The following is a 17886-nucleotide window of genomic DNA, read 5'->3' as shown; positions in this document are numbered from 1 at the left end:
GCCCCCGTCCGTGCGGCGCGGGAGCCGCACGGCCGGGGGCCGGGCGCCCGCGCACAACCCAAGCGCTCAGCGGCGCAGATTCGCCCCGAAGCCCGCCGCCAGCGGCATCCGCAGTCCCAGCGGCGGCGGAGCCGCCAGCGCGTCGGCGACCGGGCGGGAGAAGCCGGAGTGGAAGAGGGAGCCGAGGAGGAAGTCCACGGCCAGCGCCTGCACCTCGGAGCGGTGCTGATGCAGCCCGTGCCCGTCGGTGTGCACCTCGAAGCGGCACACATCGCGGTTGGCCTTCTTCGCCCGCTCCGCCAGCCGGTAGGACAGCTCGGGGTCGGACCGCTCGTCGTTCGTGCCGTGGGCGATCAGCACCTGCCGTCCCACCAACTGCTTCACCGGCTCGGGTTCGAGCACCTCGTCCGGCGCCGGAAGCCAGGGCGCCAGCGCCACCACCGAGGTGACGGCCGGGTGCCCGGCGGCGCGGAGGGCGGCGCGCCCGCCCATGCCGTGGCCCGCGAGGCAGACCGGCACATCGCCGTAGCGCCGTACCACCTCCGCCACGGCCCACCCGGCGTCGGCGGCGGGATCGGCGGCGGCCCCGTTCCAGCCCCGGCGCCGGTAGTGGACGACATGACCGGCCAGCCCCTCCTCCCGGCCCGCCCGGACCAGCCGCCGGGCCAGTGGCAGGGCGGCGGCCGCCGTAAGTCTGGAGGGCCGTCTCGTCCCGTTGGGTTCGCCCTCGGGGAGGAGCAGCACCACACCGTGTACGGTCCTTTGCGCGGCGGCCGCGCCCATCGGCCGCCCCAGCCGTGCGCCCCGCTCGGGCAACGCTTGCTGAGCCATGGCGACACGATCGCAGAAGGACTGGTGTACTCCACTACCCGTGCGGGTCACTGTTCCGTATCTATCCCTCACGTTCTACGCGCGTAGGGGCTATGGTGCCCAGATGACGAGCGAGCACAGCCACGAGCCCACCCCCGAACAGATCCGCCGCGCCCCCAAGGTGCTGCTCCATGACCACCTCGACGGCGGGCTGCGCCCCGGCACGATCGTCGACCTCGCGAGGGAGACGGGGTACGGCGCGCTGCCGGAGAACGAGCCCGACAAGCTGGGCGTCTGGTTCCGCGAGGCGGCGGACTCCGGATCGCTGGAGCGCTATCTGGAGACGTTCTCCCACACCGTCGGCGTGATGCAGACCCGCGACGCGCTCGTCAGGGTCGCCGCCGAATGCGCCGAGGACCTCGCCGAGGACGGCGTCGTCTACGCCGAGGTCCGCTACGCCCCCGAGCAGCACCTGGAGGGCGGGCTGACCCTGGAAGAGGTCGTCGAGGCGGTCAACGAGGGCTTCCGCGAAGGGGAGCGGCGGGCCTGGGAGAACGGCCACCGCATCCGGGTGGGCGCCCTGCTGACCGCGATGCGGCACGCGGCCCGCGCCCTGGAGATCGCCGAACTCGCCAACCGCTACCGCGACTTGGGCGTGGTGGGCTTCGACATCGCGGGCGCCGAGGCCGGCTTCCCGCCCACCCGGCACCTGGACGCCTTCGAGTATCTGAAGCGGGAGAACAACCACTTCACGATCCACGCGGGCGAGGCGTTCGGACTGCCGTCCATCTGGCAGGCGCTCCAGTGGTGCGGCGCCGACCGGCTGGGCCACGGCGTCCGCATCATCGACGACATCAAGGTCGCGGACGACGGCTCCCTCGCCCTCGGCCGCCTCGCCTCCTACGTCCGCGACAAGCGCATCCCGCTGGAGCTGTGCCCGACCTCCAACCTCCAGACGGGCGCGGCCAGTTCCTACGCCGAGCACCCCATCGGACTGCTCCGCCGACTGCATTTCCGTGCGACCGTGAATACGGATAATCGTCTGATGAGCGGGACGAGCATGAGCGCGGAATTCCAGCATCTTGTATCAACGTTCCATTACACGCTCGACGACATGCAATGGTTCACGGTCAATGCCATGAAATCGGCCTTCATTCCTTTTGGCGAACGTCTGGCGATGATCAGTGACGTGATCAAGCCTGGATACGCCGAGCTGAAGTCCGAATGGCTGTTCCGGAATGTGGCCTCTGCGTCGGCCGTGACCAGGGACTCCGCGTCCGAGGGAAGTTGACCGAGCGCACTGGGATCATGACCTGAGCGGGGTTTCGAGGGCCGTTTTCGGCGTTTGCGGGCAGCCGAAATACATGGCTACGTTTCCGTATCGGTCAAGCCCCCGTCTCAAGGACAGATTTCTGATGAAGCAGGGAACGCTCAAGACTCTCGGTGTCATTGCCCTCGGCGCCGTCGCCGTCATCACCGGAGGCAGCGCCGCGTCCGCGGCCCCCAGTGCGCCGGTCCCGGGCGGCTCCGCGGGCCGTGTCGCCGCCCCGGGGCAGCCCGCCGCCCAGCCCGCCGGAAAGCCCGCCGCCCCCCAGGCCAAGCCCGGCCAGGGCGTGCTGGGGCAGCTCCCGCTGCAAGGTCTGCCGACCAGCAGCCTCCTCAAGCTGGGCTGATCCCCCTGGGCACACGGCCGGGCCGCACCTCCCGCTGGGGTGTGCGGCCCGGCCGTTCCGTATGCGCCGTACCGGCCTTATGCCGGGGTCACGGCGCCGAGCCGCGACACCGGCCGAGCCGGGTCACCACGCCTCGCGGTAGGTGTCCTCCGCCGGAAGCAGGAACCACAGCGCGAGATAGAGCAGGCACTGCGGCCCCGGCAGCAGACACGAGACCACGAAGAGCACCCGCATCGTCGTCGGGGTGGTCCCGAAGCGCCGGGCGAGACCCGCGCAGACACCGGCGATCTTCTTCTCGTGGCGGGGGCGGACCAGTGGTGCGCTCATGATGGAGACTCCTCCGTGTCGAGTGGGCTCGGGAAGAGCCAAGTTCCCGATGGACTCGACGCTATGTCCGCGTGCCGGAGGAGACGTCGCTCCACGGTGCGATCCCGACCCTGGGAATCGTCGGGGTCGGGGCCAGGGCGCCGTCGTCCCGGGGGAGGGGCGCGACCCTGCCCCGGTCGGCCCGACGGCGTAGCCACGTCCGGACGGCGGGGACCACCAGTATGTGCGCGAGGGCGACCCCGACGGTGTTCAGCAGCACCGTGTCCACGTTCATGATCTGCCCGGTCACCTCGCTGCGCAGCAGCGCCACCCCCATGGCCGCGATCGCCCCGCTGAAGGCCGTACGGGCCAGCGAGGCCAGCGGATAGGCCGCCACTCGGCCCCCGGCCAGCGGCAGCAGCACCCCCAGCGGCGCGAGCAGCAACAGCCCGCCTCCGATGGACCGGGCGGCCGCCCAGGGGCTGAGCGCCAGATCGGCGCGGATGGTGGCCAGGGGTTCGAGGGTCGCGGCGGACACCCAGGGCACGTTGATCGGTCGCAGGGTCAGCCAGCAGACGAACGCGAGATGTGCGACGAGGAGGACGAAGCCCGCGACGCGGTAGCGAAAGGCGGCCCTGCGGCCGAAGGGACCCTGCACGCACATCAGGACGCCGCCCGCGGGGGTCGCGGTTCCGCCCGCGCCCCGCTGGTCAGCACCTTGTTACCGACAAGTCGCCGACCTGAGACGAGCCGGTACCAGCAGGTGACGAATCAGAAGACGAGGACCCCGGAGCGACCGCCGTGGCGAATCAGGAGACCAGCACCCCCGAGTTGACCGCGATCATGGGGTTGCGGCGCATCTCCTCGGTGCACTGGTACGCCTTGAGCGGATCCCGCTGGCTGTCCGGCCCGCCGAGCACCACCTTGCCGTCATCCCCGGCCACCGTGGTGTCCGCGAGAGTGCAGACGATCTGCGCGAGCCCCAGGGACTGGATCTCCTCCGGCGGCCGGTTCAGCCGCAGCGCGCTGTCCGGATCGTCCTTGGCCGGACCGGAGATCTCCACCCAGTCCTCGACCGCCGTGGTGAACCCGGCCGCCGCCTCGGCCGCCGTCGGCGGCAGCCGCAACTGCTCCAGCAGCGCCTGGGCTATCCGCACCGGCTCCCGGGACGTCTTCTCGTCGCCCACCCGGGTCGTCCGGCTCACCGACAGGATCCGCGAGGAGCACAGCAGATAGATCCGTACGGAGACCCGGCTCGACCCCTCGGCGGCCCGCTCCGACTCCGGCGCCCGGCAGGACGCCCGCGAGGGCGCGGCCCCGGCGTCCACCGGCACCGAGGTGCCGCGTATCCCGCAGCCGGACGCCAGCAGTGCGACCGCGCCGGCCAGCACAAGAGCGGCCGACCGGCTCCACCGCGCGCTCATGGCCTGCCCTCCTGGTTCCGGCCCGTACCCCTGGCCGCATTCCCGCCCTTGCCCTTGCTGCCCCAGGTCCTGCCCTTGCGCTTGCCGCTGGCCCTGCCGTCGGCGTCGCGCCCGCCCTCGGCGGCGCCCTCGCGGTCGGGATCGTCGGGATCGCCGCGATCACCGAGCTCGTCCTCGGCCTCGTCGGAGGCGATCCGGGAGGCGTCCATCGGCAGCCGCAGGGTGAAGACGGCCCCGCCCTCCGGGAAGTTCGCGGCGCTGATGTCGCCGCCGTGGATATGCGCGTTCTCCATCGCGATCGACAGCCCGAGCCCGCTGCCCTCCGAGCGCGGGCGGGACGCGCTCGCCTTGTAGAAGCGGTCGAAGACATGCGGCAGCACATCCTCGGGGATGCCCGGACCATGGTCCCGGACCTTGATCAGCAGCGCATCGCCGTCGGTGCGCACCGAGACCCGCACCGGCGAGCCGCCGTGCTTGAGCGCGTTCCCGATCAGATTCGCCAGGATCACATCCAGCCGCCGCGGATCCAGCCGGGCCACGATCCCGCGCGCCGCGTCCAGCTCCACCGCGTCCAGCCAGGCACGGGCGTCGATGCACGCCGTCACCTGGTCGGCGACATCGACATCGTCGAGCACCAGCCGGGCCGTGCCCGCGTCGAAGCGGGTCACCTCCATCAGGTTCTCCACCAGGTCGTTCAGCCGCCGGGTCTCGCTCACCACGAGCTGCACCGCCGGAGCGATCATCGGGTCGAGCGAATCGGCCTCCTCCTCCAGCACCTCCGAGACGGCCGTGATCGCGGTGAGCGGGGTCCGCAGCTCATGCGACATGTCCGCGACGAAGCGACGGCTGGACGCCTCCCGCGCGGACAGCTCCGCCACCCGCTTCTGGAGCCGCTCCGCGGCCCGGTTGAAGGTGTGGGAGAGATTGGCCAGCTCATCGGAGCCCGAGACCTGTAGCCGGGTGTCCAGATGCCCCTCGCCCAGCCGGTACGCCGCCTCCCCGAGCCGCTGCACCGGCCGCAGCACCGTGGCCGCGGCCGCCTGCGCCAGCAGCGCGGCGCCGATCAGCGCGAGCCCGGTGGCGATCCCCAGCGACCAGGCCAGCGAGTTCAGATCCTGGCGCTCGGTGTCCAGGGACTTGAGCAGGTAGCCGGTCGGCCCGCCGCCGTTCACCTTGGCCCCGCCGACCAGATACGGGGTGCCGTCCAGCGTGATCCGCTGCCAGTAGAGGTGGTACGGGGCGGTGTTCCCCTTGGCCACCGGGCGCTTCTGGTCCACCGCGCGCCGCAGGGACGCGGGCACCGCGTCGAGGGTGAACAGCTTCTTGTCCGAGGCGGCCGGGCAGCTTCCGGCGTCCCGGGTCCGGGTGATCAGCAGCACCTCGTACTTCTGGGTGTTGTCCGCCATACGACCCGCGGCGTCCCGCAATTCGGAACAGGTCGGGACGGAGGGCAGCGGGTCGGTGTCGTCCTTCAGCGATTTACGGAACTCGTCCAGCGCCGCGTCCTGGGTACGGGTCAGCACCGCGTCACGGTTCAGCCAGTACGCGATGGCCGACGCGGACACGGCGGCGGTCAGCGCCACCAGGCCGAAGACCAGCATCAGCCGCAGCCGGAGGCTGAACCACCGCAAGAGCCCCGCGGCCCAGCCCCGGGCCCGACCGGGCTCGTCGCTCACTGCGCTCAATTCCGTACGTCTCCGCTCCGTACGTCTCCGCCCCCGTGCACGCGGCACACCGTATGACTCACTGTGGCGTGTCCAACCGGTAGCCGACCCCGCGCACCGTACGGATCAGCGTCGGCGACGAAGGGACGTCCTCCACCTTCGCGCGCAGCCGCTGTACGCATGCGTCCACCAGCCGCGAGTCGCCGAGATAGTCGTGCTCCCAGACCAGCCGCAGCAACTGCTGCCGGGACAGCGCCTGCCCCGGCCGACGGCTGAGCTCCAGCAGAAGCCGCAGCTCGGTGGGGGTGAGCTGGAGGTCCTCGCCGTTCTTGGTGACCGTCATGGCCGCACGGTCGATCAGCAGACTGCCGAAGGCCGCGGAGTCATTGGCCTCCCGCTCGCCCCGCCGCAGCACCGCGCGGATCCGGGCGTCCAGCACCCGGCCCTGGACGGGTTTGACCACATAGTCGTCGGCTCCCGACTCCAGGCCGACGACGACGTCGATGTCATCGCTGCGCGCGGTCAGCAGGATGATCGGCAACTGGTCGGTACGGCGGATCCGGCGGCACACCTCGAAGCCGTCGATCCCGGGCAGCATCACATCCAGCACGATCAGATCCGGCCGCTGCTCACGCAGCAGTTTCAGGCCGTCCTCGCCCGTCGCCGCGGTCGCCACACGGTGGCCCTGGCGGGACAGAGAGAGTTCGAGGGCCGTGCGGATGGCGTCGTCGTCCTCGATCAGCAACAGGAAAGGCACGTTGGTCATTCTGGCCTACAAGGGGCCTGTAGTTCGACCGTCAGGGGTTTATCGGCTCGATCGCCTGTGACGAGCCTGTGACAGTCGACAGACAGCCCCATGAAACTGACCCGGCAGAGTCTTCTGTGCACCGGGCGGAACGCCACCGGCCGGGGCAGCCAGCAGACCGATCAGGCTCCACCGACGGGGGGCGCGAAAATGAGCACACTGCACTTCACGAACACCAGCGCAGTTCGCACGCGCCTCCACGACACCGGCCGGGGCAATGAGAAGTCCGGTGTCGTGAGCGGGCGGGGGTGCGCTCGCGGCGCCGGGCGTCAGCGGCCTCCTTACATGGTGGCCATTGACGCGATCACGGGGGAGAAGGAGGCCGGTCACGGCCTCGGGGGGGACAACGGGGGACCGGGGGGACACGGGGGAAGCTCGTACGGGGAGGCAGAGGGGGAGCGGCGCACCGCGTCGGAGGCGGAGTTCACCGCCTATGTCCAGGAGCGCCGCGCCTCCCTGTACGCAACCGCCTACCACCTGACCGGTGACCGCTTCGAGGCCGAGGACCTGCTCCAGAGCGCGCTGTTCTCGACCTACCGGGCGTGGGACCGGATCAGCGACAAGGCGGCGGTCGGCGGCTATCTGCGCCGCACCATGACCAATCTGCACATCAGCGCCTGGCGTCGGCGCAAGCTCAACGAGTACCCGACGGAGGAGCTGCCGGAGACGGTGGGCGACCATGACGCGATGCGCGGCACCGAGCTGCGCGCCGTGCTGTGGCAGGCCCTGGCCCGGCTGCCCGAGATGCAGCGCACGATGCTGGTGCTGCGCTACTACGAGGGCCGGACGGATCCAGAAATCGCGGACATTCTGAACATCAGCGTCGGAACGGTCAAAAGCAGCATCTGGCGCTCGCTGCGCCGGCTGCGCGAGGACGACACCCTCAGCTTCGGCCGTGACGAGGAGGAGTCCTTCGGCGAACTGGTCGCCTGACGGCGGCCGGCCGACCGAAGGCGGGGGGAAACCGGGGGAAATCGGGGGAAACGGGAGGGAAGCAAAGAAAAACGGGAGGGGAACGAGAAATCGGGGGAGCACGGGGGAAACAGGCGCGAGGCCGGACATCCGAGGGGGATTGTCCGGCCTCACGCCTTTTCGTTTTGTACGCCTCCGCTCGCTACACGGACGCCTTCTCGCCGGAGGCGGGCACCCGCCCTCCCGCCGTCGCGGCCGCTATCCGGCCCATCGCCGTGCCCTTGCCGCACGCGTACGCGCCCAGCGCCGTCTGCCGGGCCACGATCCCGCGCTCCGCGCGCATCAGCCGCCAGCCGCGCCGCAGCAGATAGTGCGGGGGCTTACGGCCCTCCCGCAGATCGCGCAGCAGCCGGCGCCGGAAGGTGGTGGACGGACGGCCGCGCAGACAGAGCGCGTCCGCGAGCACCCCGAGTTCGGCACACCGCCCGATGATGTCGGCGGCGAAGATCCCCTCGGCGATGAACAGCGGCGCCCGCCCGATGTCCAGCGCCTCCTCGCCGACCCGGGAGCTGGTGGCGATGTCGTACAGCGGCACGGCCGTCCGTGATGTACGGCACAGCGCCTCGATCGCCGCGACCGCCGCGTCCGCGTCCCAGGAGTGTGGCGAGTCCCAGTCGGCGCCCCCGCCGTCGGCGAGCTGGGGGAGCGTCGGGTCGCAGCCCTCCTTGTAGAAGTCGTCGAGGTTGAGCACGGGCAGCCCGGTGCGGCCCGCGAGGGAGGACTTACCCGAGCCCGAGGGGCCGGTGAGCAGGACGACACGGGCGGAAGGCGGTTGGCTGGTCACGGAAGACCAGTGTGACGCATCCTTTCGCCCGCGTGACCCCCGCGTGACCCCCGCGTGACCCCCGCGTGACCGACGGCGTAACGCCCGGCGTCGCCGCCCAAGCGCATCCGCCCCGTCAGACGACCGCGCGCGGGCGTTCCGCCGCCGCCGTGCGGGCCGGGCGGGTCCGGGGGCCGAAGACGGCCAGGATGAGGGCGCCCAGGAGCCAGGTGCCGGCGATGAAGTAGAAGACGCTCTGGTAGCCGGTGCGGTGGTAGAGGGCCGCGATGATCAGCGGTCCGGCGGCGTTGGAGAGACGGCCGAGGCCGTAGGAGACGCCCGTGCCCAGCGAGCGGCCACGGGTGTCGAACAGCTCGGGGGAGTAGGCGTACCCCAGGGCCGTGTAGCCGCGCTCGAAGAGGTTCACGAGGAAGCCGAAGACCACGATCAGGACCGGGTTGAAGGTCAGCCCGTACAGCAGACCGCACAGCGCGATCACCGCGCCGAAGGCCACCAGGCACCATTTGCGCTCGAACCGGTCGGTGACCAGGGAGGCCAGGAACGAGCCGAGCGGCGCGCCCACGGTGGTGAGCGCCACATAGAAGACCGACTTCTCGACGCTGAAGCCCTCCTTGGCCAGCAGGGTGGGCGCCCAGCTCGAGTAGCCGAAGAAGCCGATGGTCTGGGTCACCCACAGGACCGTGAGCAGCAGGGTCGGCCCGAGGTACCGATTCCGCAGCAGGAGGCGGGGCGACGCCTTGGCGGGCCGGGTCGCGTCGATCGGCGGCGCGGGCTCGGGGAGCGGGCCCTTCTCGGCGGCGACCCGGGTCTCGATCCCGGTGAGGATCGCCTCCGCCGCGTCGTACTCGCCCCGGCTCTCGTGCCAGCGGGGGGACTCCTCCAGATGCCGGGTGAAGAGGACGAAGAGGATGCCGAGGGCGCCCCAGAGATAGACCAGCCGCCATGACCAGTCGCTGAGCGGTACGACGGCGCTGGCGATGAGGTTGGTGGCCGGGGTGCCGCAGATGCCGATGACGATGGCGTACGCCTGGAACTTGCCGCGTACGGCGGCCGGATACATCTCGTTGACGTAGATCACCGCCACGACGGTCATCGCGGACAGCCCGGCCGAGGTCAGCACCCGGAACACGCTCAGCGAGGCCAGATCCCAGGAGAAGGCCGAGGCCAGGGAGAAGACCCCGAAACACAGCGTGGTGTGGACCAGCGCCTTCTTACGGCCCCAGCGGTCGGCGAGGGTGCTCGCGACCACGGAGCCGATGAACATGCCGACGAACGACAGCGAGGTGACGTAGGCGATCTGGTCGACCGTGATGCCCCAGAGGTCGATGAGCTGGGGAGCGGTGGTGGCGAAGGTGTTGATGTCCGCGAACTCGAAGAAGTAGGCGAAGGAGACGGCCAGCAAGGTGATCTTGTGAAACCGGGAGATGGGGAGTCTGTTCAGCCGGTTCACCGCATTGGAGTGCTGCATGGGCGGCCCTTGTCGAAGAGGCGGGGAGGAGGGCGAGGGGGGAGGGGTGGGGAGGAAGCGGCGGGGAGGGGGCGGGGGTCAGGTGCCTTCGCCGGGCCAGTAGAGCCTCATGGGGTTGTCGACCAGCAGCTTCCGCCGCTGCTCGGCGGTGACCGCCACCTGGGGCACGTAGTCGACCAGCAGTCCGTCGTCGGGCATATGGCCGGTGAGGTTGGGATGCGGCCAGTCCGTGTCCCACAGCACCCGATCGGGGAACTCCTCGATCACCCGGCGGGCGAAGGGCACCACATCGGTGTACGGATGCCGCTCCGCGTCGGTGACATCCGGGCGTACGGTCGCGATACCGCGCGCCCGGCCGCCGGACGCCTGGACGGCGTCGACCATGGCGCTGTTGTCCGCGCCGTGACAGGTCGCCTGGACGATCACATTGCGGCCGACCCCGAGATGGTCGCGGAGGGCGAAGAGGTCGTCCTTGCCGCCGTCGCAGGGCGTGTACTTGCGCTCGGGGGCGAAGGGGAACGCGGCTTGCGGGCCGAAGACATGGCAGTGGGTGTCGACGGTGCCCGGCGGCAGGGCGAAGGCGGGCCGGGACGGGTCGGGGTGCCAGTCCAGCCAGCCGGGAGTCTTGGGGGAGAGCGTGCTCATGAGGGCTCCTCCGGGCGAGTGAGCGGCCCTGCGGTCGTCCTCGCGAACCAGATCGCGGACCGGGCGGTAGCCATCAGCGGTCCTGCCCTATCAGCAGAGCGTCCAGGCGAGGGTAGACGGTACGGGCGTTATGTTCGTAGATGCCGGTCAGATCGGCCGCGGAGAGCCCGGCGGCCTCCGTGTAGCGGCGGGTGTCGTCGAAGTGCCGGCCCGTCCGGGGGTCGACATCGCGGACGGCGCCGATCATCTCCGAGGCGAAGAGGATGTTCCGGGCCGGGATGACGTCGAGGAGGAGATCGATGCCGGGCTGATGATAGACGCAGGTGTCGAAGAAGACATTGCCCAGGACGTGCTCCTCCAGGGGAGGTTTGCCGAGGGCCATCGCCAGACCGCGGAACCGGCCCCAGTGATACGGAACGGCGCCGCCGCCATGCGGGATGATCAGCCGCAGGGTGGGGAAGTCGGCGAACAGATCGCCCTGCACGAGCTGCATGAACACCGTCGTATCGGCGTTGAGATAGTGCGCCCCGGTGGTGTGGAAGGCGGAGTTGACGCTGGTGCTCACATGCACCATCGCCGGGATGTCGTACTCCACCAGCTTTTCGTAGACCGGGTACCAGGAGCGGTCGGTCAGCGGCGGGGCCGTCCAGTGGCCGCCCGAGGGATCGGGGTTGAGGTTGACCGCCACGGCCCCGTACTCCTCCACGCAGCGGACGAGTTCGGGCACACAGGTGGCCGGGCGACGCCCGGCGACTGCGGAAGCATCGCGGCGGGGGCGAAGCGCTCCGGGTAGAGCGCGCTGACGCGGAAGCAGAGCTCGTTGCAGAGGGCCGCCCACTCGGTGGAGGTGTGGAGATCGCCGATGTGGTGGGCCATGAAGGACGCCCGGGGCGAGAAGACCGTCAGATCGATGCCGCGTTCGTCCATCAGCCGGAGCTGGTTCGGCTCGATGCTGTGGCGCAGCTCGTCGTCGCCGATGCGGAGATCGGCGCGGGAGGGGGCGGCGGCGGGGTCGGCGAGTCCGTTGATCTGCTGGCCGCGCCATGCCTCCAGCGCCGGTGGCGCGGTGGTGTAGTGGCCATGGCAGTCGATGATCATTCGCTGTTCCTTCTTGGCGTGCGGTTCCTCGCAACCTAACTGTCGATGAAATTGTTGACAATATGTGCGACGAAAAAAGGCCCCCGCGAGGTCCGGGATACGGGCGCCGCGGGGGCGGGTGGCGGAAGAGCTTCCGGGCTAGGCGCCCATCGGATGCCAGACGGTCTTGGTCTCCAGGAAGGCCAACAGCCGGGTCGTGCCGGGGTCGGCGACCCAATCCACAGCCTGTGGACGCAGGACCCGCTTGAGGTTGTCCGCCGCCGCGATCTCCAGCTCCTTCGCGAGCGCCTCGTCGGCGCCCGCGAGGTCGATGGCGTTGACGTCCTGGTGTGCGGCGAGGGGCGCGGAGATCTCCGCCGTGCGGCCGGAGAGGATGTTGACCACGCCGCCCGGGAGGTCGGAGGTGGCCAGCACCTCGGCGAGGGAGAGGGCGGGCAGCGGGGACTTCTGGCTCGCCACCACCACGGCCGTGTTGCCCGTGACGATCGCGGGGGCGATCACGGAGACCAGGCCGAGGAAGGACGACTCCTGGGGCGCGAGCAGCGCGACCACACCGGTCGGCTCGGGGGAGGAGAGGTTGAAGTACGGCCCGGCGACCGGGTTGGCGGATCCGGCGATCTGGGCCGTCTTGTCGGACCAGCCCGCGTACCAGACCCAGCGGTCGATCGCGGCGTCGACCTGGGCGGTGGCCTTGGCCTTGCTCAGCCCCTCACCGTCGGTGACCTCCGCGACGAACTGGTCGCGGCGGCCCTCCAGCATCTCGGCGACGCGGTAGAGGATCTGGCCCCGGTTGTACGCGGTGGCCCCGGACCAGCCGCCGAACGCCTTGCGCGCGGCGACGACCGCGTCCCGGGCGTCCTTGCGGGAGGCCAGCGGGGCGTTGGCGAGCCACTGGCCCTTTGCGGTGGTCACCTCGTACACCCGCCCGCTCTCCGAGCGTGGGAACTTGCCGCCCACGAACAGCTTGTAGGTCTTCAGGACCGAGAGTCGTTCAGGCTGTTTCATCGGTCGTGCTCCCCTTCTCCCTGTCCCCCTGCCTCCGGCGGGAGGTACCCCCTGCGCTCGCTCGTCGGCTCGGCCGCTCCGGCGAGGTATGCCTCCAGGCCGTGCCGACCGCCCTCGCGGCCGTATCCCGACTCCTTGTAGCCGCCGAACGGAGAGGCCGGGTCGAACTTGTTGAACGTGTTGGACCACACCACGCCCGCCCGGAGCTTGTTCGCCATCCACAGGATGCGCGAACCCTTCTCCGTCCAGATGCCCGCCGACAGTCCGTACGGCGTGTTGTTCGCCTTGGCCACGGCCTCTTCGGGGGTGCGGAAGGTGAGCACCGACAGCACCGGGCCGAAGATCTCCTCGCGGGCGATCCGGTGGGCCTGGGTGACGCCGGTGAAGAGGGTGGGCGCGAACCAGTAGCCGGAGCTGGGCAGTTCGCACTGCGGGGCCCAGCGCTCGGCGCCCTCGGCCTCGCCCGCGTCGGCCAGCGCGCGGATCCGGGCCAACTGCTCGGCGGAGTTGATGGCGCCGATGTCGGTGTTCTTGTCCAGCGGGTCGCCCACCCGCAGGGTGCTCATCCGGCGCTTGAGCGCGTCGAGCAGCTCGTCCTGGACGGACTCCTGGACCAGCAGGCGGGAGCCCGCGCAGCAGACATGGCCCTGGTTGAAGAAGATGCCGCCGACGATGCCCTCGACCGCCTGGTCGATGGGGGCGTCGTCGAAGACGATGTTGGCGGCCTTGCCGCCGAGTTCGAGGGTGACCTTCTTCTTCGTCCCGGCCACCGTACGGGCGATGGCCTTGCCGACCTCGGTGGAGCCGGTGAAGGCCACCTTGTCGATCCCGGGGTGGGCGACCAGCTCGGCGCCGGTCGAGCCGTCGCCGGTGATGATGTTCACCACGCCCTTGGGCAGGCCCGCCTGGCGGCAGATGTCCGCGAAGAACAGGGCGCTCAGGGGCGTCGTCTCGGCCGGCTTGAGGACGACCGTATTGCCGGTGGCGAGGGCCGGGGCGATCTTCCAGGCCAGCATCAGCAGCGGGAAGTTCCAGGGGATGATCTGGCCGGCGACGCCCAGGGGCTTCGGATCCTGTCCATAGCCCGCGTACGCGAGCTTGTCGGCCCAGCCCGCGTAGTAGAAGAAGTGGGCGGCGACCAGGGGCAGATCGGAGTCGCGCGACTCGCGGATCGGCTTTCCGTTGTCCAGCGACTCCAGGACGGCCAGTTCGCGGGAGCGCTCCTGGATGATGCGCGCGATCCGGAAGAGGTACTTGGCGCGCTCGGAGCCGGGGAGCGCGGACCAGGTCGTGAACGCCTTACGGGCGGCCTTGACGGCGCGGTCCACGTCCTCGGCGCCGGCCTGGGCGACCTCGGAGAGGACCTCCTCGGAGGAGGGGGAGAGGGTCTTGAAGACCTTGCCGTCGCCCGCCTCGCCGAACTCCCCGTCGATGAACAGGCCGTAGGACGGGGCGATGTCGACGACCGCGCGGGACTCCGGCGCCGGTGCGTACTCGAAAACGGGCATGGCGTATCAGTCCACCGTCACGTAGTCGGGACCGGAGTACCGGCCGGTGCTCAGCTTCTGGCGCTGCATCAGCAGGTCGTTGAGGAGGCTGGAGGCGCCGAAGCGGAACCAATCCGGGGAGAGCCACTCGCCGCCCAGCGTCTCGTTGACCATCACCAGGTACTTGATCGCGTCCTTGGAGGTGCGGATGCCGCCCGCGGGCTTCACGCCCACCTGGACGCCGACCGCGGCGCGGAAGTCGCGGACCGCCTCCAGCAGGACGAGGGTGACGGGCGGGGTCGCGTTGACGGCCACCTTGCCGGTGGAGGTCTTGATGAAGTCCGCGCCCGCGAGCATCGCCAGCCAGGAGGCGCGGCGGACGTTGTCGTACGTCTGGAGCTCACCGGTCTCGAAGATGACCTTGAGGTGGGCGGCGGTGCCGTCCTCGCGTACGCAGGCGTCCTTCACCTGCCGGATCTCCTCGAAGACCCCGAGGTAGCGGCCGGAGAGGAAGGCGCCGCGGTCGATCACCATGTCGATCTCGTCCGCCCCGGCGGCCACCGCGTCCCGGGTGTCGGCCAGCTTGACCGGCAGCGCGGCCCGGCCGGAGGGGAAGGCGGTGGCGACGGCCGCCACATGAATGCCGCTGCCCTTCAGGGCCTCCTTGGCGGTGGCCACCATGTCGCCGTAGACGCAGATCGCCGCGACCTGGGGGGCGGTGCGGTCGGTGGGATCGGGGTTGATCCCCTTGGCGCACAGGGACCGGACCTTGCCCGGGGTGTCGGCACCCTCCAGGGTCGTCAGGTCGATCATCGAGATCGCCAGGTCGATGGCGTACGCCTTCGCCGTGGTCTTGATCGAGCGGGTGCCGAGGGTCGCGGCACGGGCCTGGAGGCCGACCGCGTCGACGCCCGGCAGGCCGTGCAGGAAGCGGCGCAGGGCGCGGTCGTCGGCGGTCACGTCCGCCATCGACGCGAGTCGCTCCGCGGCCTCTTTGCCGTATGCGGGAACTGTGGTGGGCATGGTCACCAGACGAGCATATCTACGCGCGTAGTCGGATGTCACCCCCGCCCCCGGATTCCCTGGCGGCCGGGGTGAGCGATCCCTGGGCGTCCCCCGTACCGGAAGTGTGGTGCACAATCGGGCGCATGACGAGCCCGGACGACGACTCCTCCGCCCCCGCCGCATCCTCCTCGGTGCCTTCCTCGGTGCCCGAGACCTTCTCGGACCGGGTCTACCGCTCCCCGAGCGGCATCGGAGCCGGGGTGCTGCTGCTCGCGCTCAGCGGCTGGCTGGGCATCGACGCGATGATCCGGGGCGAGGGGCGGACGCCGTGGCTGGCGCTGGCCGGACTGCTGTTCGCGGTGCCGGTGGTGATCGCCTTCACGGTGCGCCCGGCGGTGTACGCGGGCCAGGACCGGCTGCTCGTCCGCAACCCCTTCCGTACGGTCACCCTGCCCTGGGCCTCGGTCGAGGGCCTGCGCGCCGGATACACCAGCGAGGTGCTGGCGGGCGGGGCGAAGTACCAGCTCTGGGCGATCCCGGTCTCGCTGCGACAGCGCAAGCGGGCCGCGAGGCAGCAGACGAGGGCGGCCTCCGAGGACCCCTTCCACCGTACGTCGGCCCATGTGTCGGCGGACAAGGCTGGGGAGGACCGACGGGCCCCCTCCGACGCGGCCATCGGCGACCTGCGCGAAATGGCGGAGCTGAACGCCCAACGGGATGGCGCCCAGGGGGCGCCCGAGGTCCGGTGGGCGTTCGAGGTCATCGCGCCGACGCTGGCGGGTGCGGTGCTGCTGATCATCATGCTGGCGATCGGCTGAGCGCCGGGCGTCCGGAGCGGGTCCCGGGCGGGTCCGGAGCGCGGACGGCGCCGCCGATCAGATTCCCGCTGCCGCCGAAAGATCCTTCTTGAGCGCGGCCAGCACGCTGTCCGCCGTGGCCCGGGCCGGGACCAGGGCGACCGGCCCCTGCACGTCCACCACCACCTCCAGGTAGCACTTCAGCTTCGGCTCGGTGCCGCTGGGCCGGACGATCACGCGGGCGGACCGGACGCTCTCCTTCCCGGCGAGCTGGTAGCGCAGCCCGTCCGTCGGGGGCAGCGTCTCCGTACCCCGTGACAGATCCTCCGCCGAGGTCACGGCGAGCCCCGCGAGCTCGGTGGGCGGCTGTTCGCGCAGCCGCTTCATCGCGGTGCCGATCAGGGAGAGGTCCGTGACGCGGACGGACAGTTGGTCGGTGGCGTGCAGGCCGTGGGCGACCGCGATGTCGTCCAGCAGGTCGGTGACGGTACGGCCCTGCTCCTTCAGCTCGGACGTCAGCTCGGCGACCATCAGCGCGGCCGTGATGCCGTCCTTGTCGCGTACGCCCGCCGGGTCCACGCAGTAGCCGAGCGCCTCCTCGTACGCGTAGCGCAGCCCGTCCACCCGGGCCAGCCACTTGAAACCGGTCAGCGTCTCGGCATACGGGAGCCCGGCGTCCGCCGCGATCCGGGACAGCAGCGACGAGGAGACGATCGTGGTCGCGAACGAGCCACGGGCGCGCTTGTGGACGAGGTGCGTGGCGAGCAGCGCGCCGACCTCGTCGCCGCGCAGCATCCGCCAGCCTGCGGCGTCCGTGGGGGCCGTGGGGTTCGTGATCGTGGGCACGGCGACGGCGCAGCGGTCGGCGTCCGGGTCGTTGGCGATGATGATGTCCGGCGCGACCTTGCGGGCCGTCGCGAAGGCCAGGTCCATCGCCCCCGGCTCCTCCGGGTTCGGGAACGCGACCGTGGGGAACGCCGGGTCGGGCTCGGCCTGCTCGGGGACGACCGCGGGCGCCGGGAAACCGGCCCGCGCGAAGGCCGCGACGAGCGTCTCGCGGCCGACGCCGTGCAGCGGGGTGTAGACGACGCGGGCGTTGCGGGGCGAACCCGGCGTGAGCACGGCGTCCGTACGGGCCAGATACGCGTCGAGGACGTCGTCGTTCAACGTCTCCCAGCCGCTGTCGGGGCGGGGCACGTCGTTCAGGCTGCGGATGGCGGCGATCTCGGCGGCGATCTCGGCGTCGGCGGGCGGCACGATCTGGGAGCCGTCGCCGAGGTAGACCTTGTAGCCGTTGTCGCGGGGCGGGTTGTGGCTCGCGGTGACCTCGATACCGGCGACTGCACCGAGGTGACGGATGGCGAAGGCGAGGACGGGCGTGGGGAGCGGCCGCGGAAGCACGGCCGCGCGGAAGCCCGCGCCGGTCATGACGGCGGCGGTGTCGCGCGCGAAGTCGGCACTTTTGTAGCGCGCGTCGTAACCGATGACGACGAGCCCCTGCGCATGCCCCTTGCCCCGCAGGTAGGCGGCGAGCCCGGCGGCGGCCCGGATGACGACCGCGCGGTTCATCCGCATGGGCCCGGCGCCGAGCTCACCCCGGAGACCTGCGGTACCGAACTGCAACATGCCCGAGAACCGATCGGCGATCTCGTCGAACGCGTCCTCCGCGTCCTTCGCGCCGTCCCCGCTGGCCTCGCTGGCCTGGAGCAGCGTGCTGAGCTCGTCGCGAGTCTCGGGATCGGGATCCTCGGCGAGCCATGCGCGGGCCTGTGCGATGAGATCGGGCTCCGTGGCCATGGGGGCCTCCTGGGGGGTGGTGTGGTGGTCGGTTGGGTGGGTGCGGGGCTGGCTTACGGGTGCGGGTTCCGCTGGGTGCGCGTTCCGCTGGGTGCGGGTGCGGGTGCGGGTGCGTGGGTGGTGCGCCTGCTGTTCGTGGTGGGTGC

Annotated in this window: 17 protein-coding genes and 1 pseudogene; 4 read left to right on the top strand and 14 right to left on the bottom strand. The window is 70.9% G+C overall.

Annotated elements, in window-relative coordinates:
- Positions 1 to 66: 66 nt before the first annotated feature.
- Positions 67 to 831: an alpha/beta hydrolase gene (locus KN815_RS29935; protein WP_216345004.1), complete on the bottom strand. Its 765-nt coding sequence runs from the start codon at positions 829 to 831 to the stop codon at positions 67 to 69.
- A gap of 103 nt (positions 832 to 934) precedes the next feature.
- Here KN815_RS29935 and KN815_RS29930 point away from each other — a divergent pair, with 103 nt between their 5' ends.
- Complete coding sequence (locus KN815_RS29930) at positions 935 to 2101, top strand: adenosine deaminase (protein ID WP_216345003.1); 1167 nt, start codon at positions 935 to 937, stop codon at positions 2099 to 2101.
- Between the two features lie 124 nt (positions 2102 to 2225).
- The gene (locus KN815_RS29925) at positions 2226 to 2483 is read left to right on the top strand and encodes an ATP-binding protein (RefSeq protein ID WP_216345002.1); all 258 of its coding nucleotides are present in this window, start codon (positions 2226 to 2228) and stop codon (positions 2481 to 2483) included.
- Between the two features lie 123 nt (positions 2484 to 2606).
- Here the strand turns inward: KN815_RS29925 and KN815_RS29920 are convergent, their stop codons facing one another.
- The 5 genes from KN815_RS29920 to afsQ1 all read right to left on the bottom strand — a co-directional run bounded on the left by KN815_RS29920 (position 2607) and on the right by afsQ1 (position 6634).
- Complete coding sequence (locus KN815_RS29920; RefSeq protein ID WP_216345001.1) at positions 2607 to 2810, bottom strand: PspC domain-containing protein; 204 nt, start codon at positions 2808 to 2810, stop codon at positions 2607 to 2609.
- Between the two features lie 61 nt (positions 2811 to 2871).
- Complete coding sequence (locus KN815_RS29915) at positions 2872 to 3453, bottom strand: VanZ family protein (protein ID WP_216345000.1); 582 nt, start codon at positions 3451 to 3453, stop codon at positions 2872 to 2874.
- Between the two features lie 145 nt (positions 3454 to 3598).
- Positions 3599 to 4213, bottom strand: coding sequence for a hypothetical protein (locus KN815_RS29910; RefSeq protein ID WP_216344999.1), 615 nt, complete (start codon positions 4211 to 4213; stop codon positions 3599 to 3601).
- A complete protein-coding gene (locus tag KN815_RS29905; RefSeq protein ID WP_253209324.1) occupies positions 4210 to 5814 on the bottom strand; it encodes an ATP-binding protein in 1605 nt (534 codons plus the stop codon). The genes KN815_RS29910 and KN815_RS29905 overlap by 4 nt, the downstream gene beginning before the upstream one ends.
- A 142-nt stretch (positions 5815 to 5956) precedes the next feature.
- Positions 5957 to 6634, bottom strand: a complete 678-nt coding sequence (gene afsQ1 / locus KN815_RS29900) for a two-component system response regulator AfsQ1 (protein ID WP_216344997.1) — start codon at positions 6632 to 6634, stop codon at positions 5957 to 5959.
- Positions 6635 to 6832: 198 nt separating this feature from the next.
- On the opposite strand from afsQ1, the gene KN815_RS29895 reads away from it, so the two are divergent.
- A complete protein-coding gene (locus tag KN815_RS29895; RefSeq protein ID WP_216344996.1) occupies positions 6833 to 7615 on the top strand; it encodes a SigE family RNA polymerase sigma factor in 783 nt (260 codons plus the stop codon).
- Between the two features lie 181 nt (positions 7616 to 7796).
- Here KN815_RS29895 and KN815_RS29890 read toward each other — a convergent pair whose 3' ends face one another.
- The 7 genes and pseudogenes from KN815_RS29890 to deoC all read right to left on the bottom strand — a co-directional run bounded on the left by KN815_RS29890 (position 7797) and on the right by deoC (position 15164).
- Positions 7797 to 8438, bottom strand: a complete 642-nt coding sequence (locus KN815_RS29890) for an ATP-binding protein (RefSeq protein ID WP_216344995.1) — start codon at positions 8436 to 8438, stop codon at positions 7797 to 7799.
- A 115-nt stretch (positions 8439 to 8553) separates the two neighbouring features.
- Entirely contained in the window at positions 8554 to 9906 is a 1353-nt protein-coding gene (locus tag KN815_RS29885; protein ID WP_216344994.1) for an MFS transporter, read from the bottom strand.
- 78 nt (positions 9907 to 9984) lie between these two features.
- The gene (locus KN815_RS29880) at positions 9985 to 10551 is read right to left on the bottom strand and encodes an amidohydrolase family protein (protein ID WP_216344993.1); all 567 of its coding nucleotides are present in this window, start codon (positions 10549 to 10551) and stop codon (positions 9985 to 9987) included.
- A 73-nt stretch (positions 10552 to 10624) separates the two neighbouring features.
- Positions 10625 to 11649: pseudogene (locus KN815_RS29875) on the bottom strand (amidohydrolase family protein).
- A 138-nt stretch (positions 11650 to 11787) separates the two neighbouring features.
- Positions 11788 to 12654 carry an aldehyde dehydrogenase family protein gene (locus tag KN815_RS29870; RefSeq protein ID WP_216344992.1) on the bottom strand — a complete coding sequence of 289 codons (867 nt, stop codon included), beginning with the start codon at positions 12652 to 12654 and terminating at the stop codon, positions 11788 to 11790.
- Positions 12651 to 14162, bottom strand: a complete 1512-nt coding sequence (locus KN815_RS29865) for an aldehyde dehydrogenase family protein (protein ID WP_253209323.1) — start codon at positions 14160 to 14162, stop codon at positions 12651 to 12653. The genes KN815_RS29870 and KN815_RS29865 overlap by 4 nt, the downstream gene beginning before the upstream one ends.
- A gap of 6 nt (positions 14163 to 14168) precedes the next feature.
- Positions 14169 to 15164, bottom strand: a complete 996-nt coding sequence (gene deoC, locus KN815_RS29860) for a deoxyribose-phosphate aldolase (protein WP_216345006.1) — start codon at positions 15162 to 15164, stop codon at positions 14169 to 14171.
- A 125-nt stretch (positions 15165 to 15289) separates the two neighbouring features.
- On the opposite strand from deoC, the gene KN815_RS29855 reads away from it, so the two are divergent.
- The gene (locus tag KN815_RS29855; protein ID WP_216344991.1) at positions 15290 to 15964 is read left to right on the top strand and encodes a PH domain-containing protein; all 675 of its coding nucleotides are present in this window, start codon (positions 15290 to 15292) and stop codon (positions 15962 to 15964) included.
- Positions 15965 to 16021: 57 nt separating this feature from the next.
- On the opposite strand, the gene KN815_RS29850 is transcribed toward KN815_RS29855, so the two are convergent.
- Positions 16022 to 17740, bottom strand: a complete 1719-nt coding sequence (locus KN815_RS29850) for a phospho-sugar mutase (RefSeq protein ID WP_216345005.1) — start codon at positions 17738 to 17740, stop codon at positions 16022 to 16024.
- Between the last annotated feature and the right edge of the window lie 146 nt (positions 17741 to 17886).

Source organism: Streptomyces niphimycinicus (genome assembly GCF_018883605.1).
GTDB classification, from domain to species: Bacteria; Actinomycetota; Actinomycetes; order Streptomycetales; family Streptomycetaceae; genus Streptomyces; species Streptomyces niphimycinicus.
The sequence above is the reverse complement of the archived record's forward strand: the minus strand, read 5'-3'. Positions and strand labels throughout refer to the sequence as shown.

Excerpts from the sequence above, each read along its gene's own strand:
- KN815_RS29935 (WP_216345004.1), bottom strand. The coding sequence starts at position 831 with ATGGCTCAGCAAGCGTTGCCCGAGCGGGGCGCACGGCTGGGGCGGCCG.
- KN815_RS29930 (WP_216345003.1), top strand. The coding sequence starts at position 935 with ATGACGAGCGAGCACAGCCACGAGCCCACCCCCGAACAGATCCGCCGC.
- KN815_RS29925 (WP_216345002.1), top strand. The coding sequence starts at position 2,226 with ATGAAGCAGGGAACGCTCAAGACTCTCGGTGTCATTGCCCTCGGCGCC.
- KN815_RS29920 (WP_216345001.1), bottom strand. The coding sequence starts at position 2,810 with ATGAGCGCACCACTGGTCCGCCCCCGCCACGAGAAGAAGATCGCCGGT.
- KN815_RS29915 (WP_216345000.1), bottom strand. The coding sequence starts at position 3,453 with ATGTGCGTGCAGGGTCCCTTCGGCCGCAGGGCCGCCTTTCGCTACCGC.
- KN815_RS29910 (WP_216344999.1), bottom strand. The coding sequence starts at position 4,213 with ATGAGCGCGCGGTGGAGCCGGTCGGCCGCTCTTGTGCTGGCCGGCGCG.
- KN815_RS29905 (WP_253209324.1), bottom strand. The coding sequence starts at position 5,814 with ATGCTGGTCTTCGGCCTGGTGGCGCTGACCGCCGCCGTGTCCGCGTCG.
- KN815_RS29895 (WP_216344996.1), top strand. The coding sequence starts at position 6,833 with ATGAGCACACTGCACTTCACGAACACCAGCGCAGTTCGCACGCGCCTC.
- KN815_RS29885 (WP_216344994.1), bottom strand. The coding sequence starts at position 9,906 with ATGCAGCACTCCAATGCGGTGAACCGGCTGAACAGACTCCCCATCTCC.
- KN815_RS29880 (WP_216344993.1), bottom strand. The coding sequence starts at position 10,551 with ATGAGCACGCTCTCCCCCAAGACTCCCGGCTGGCTGGACTGGCACCCC.
- KN815_RS29870 (WP_216344992.1), bottom strand. The coding sequence starts at position 12,654 with ATGAAACAGCCTGAACGACTCTCGGTCCTGAAGACCTACAAGCTGTTC.
- KN815_RS29865 (WP_253209323.1), bottom strand. The coding sequence starts at position 14,162 with ATGCCCGTTTTCGAGTACGCACCGGCGCCGGAGTCCCGCGCGGTCGTC.
- deoC (WP_216345006.1), bottom strand. The coding sequence starts at position 15,164 with ATGCCCACCACAGTTCCCGCATACGGCAAAGAGGCCGCGGAGCGACTC.
- KN815_RS29855 (WP_216344991.1), top strand. The coding sequence starts at position 15,290 with ATGACGAGCCCGGACGACGACTCCTCCGCCCCCGCCGCATCCTCCTCG.
- KN815_RS29850 (WP_216345005.1), bottom strand. The coding sequence starts at position 17,740 with ATGGCCACGGAGCCCGATCTCATCGCACAGGCCCGCGCATGGCTCGCC.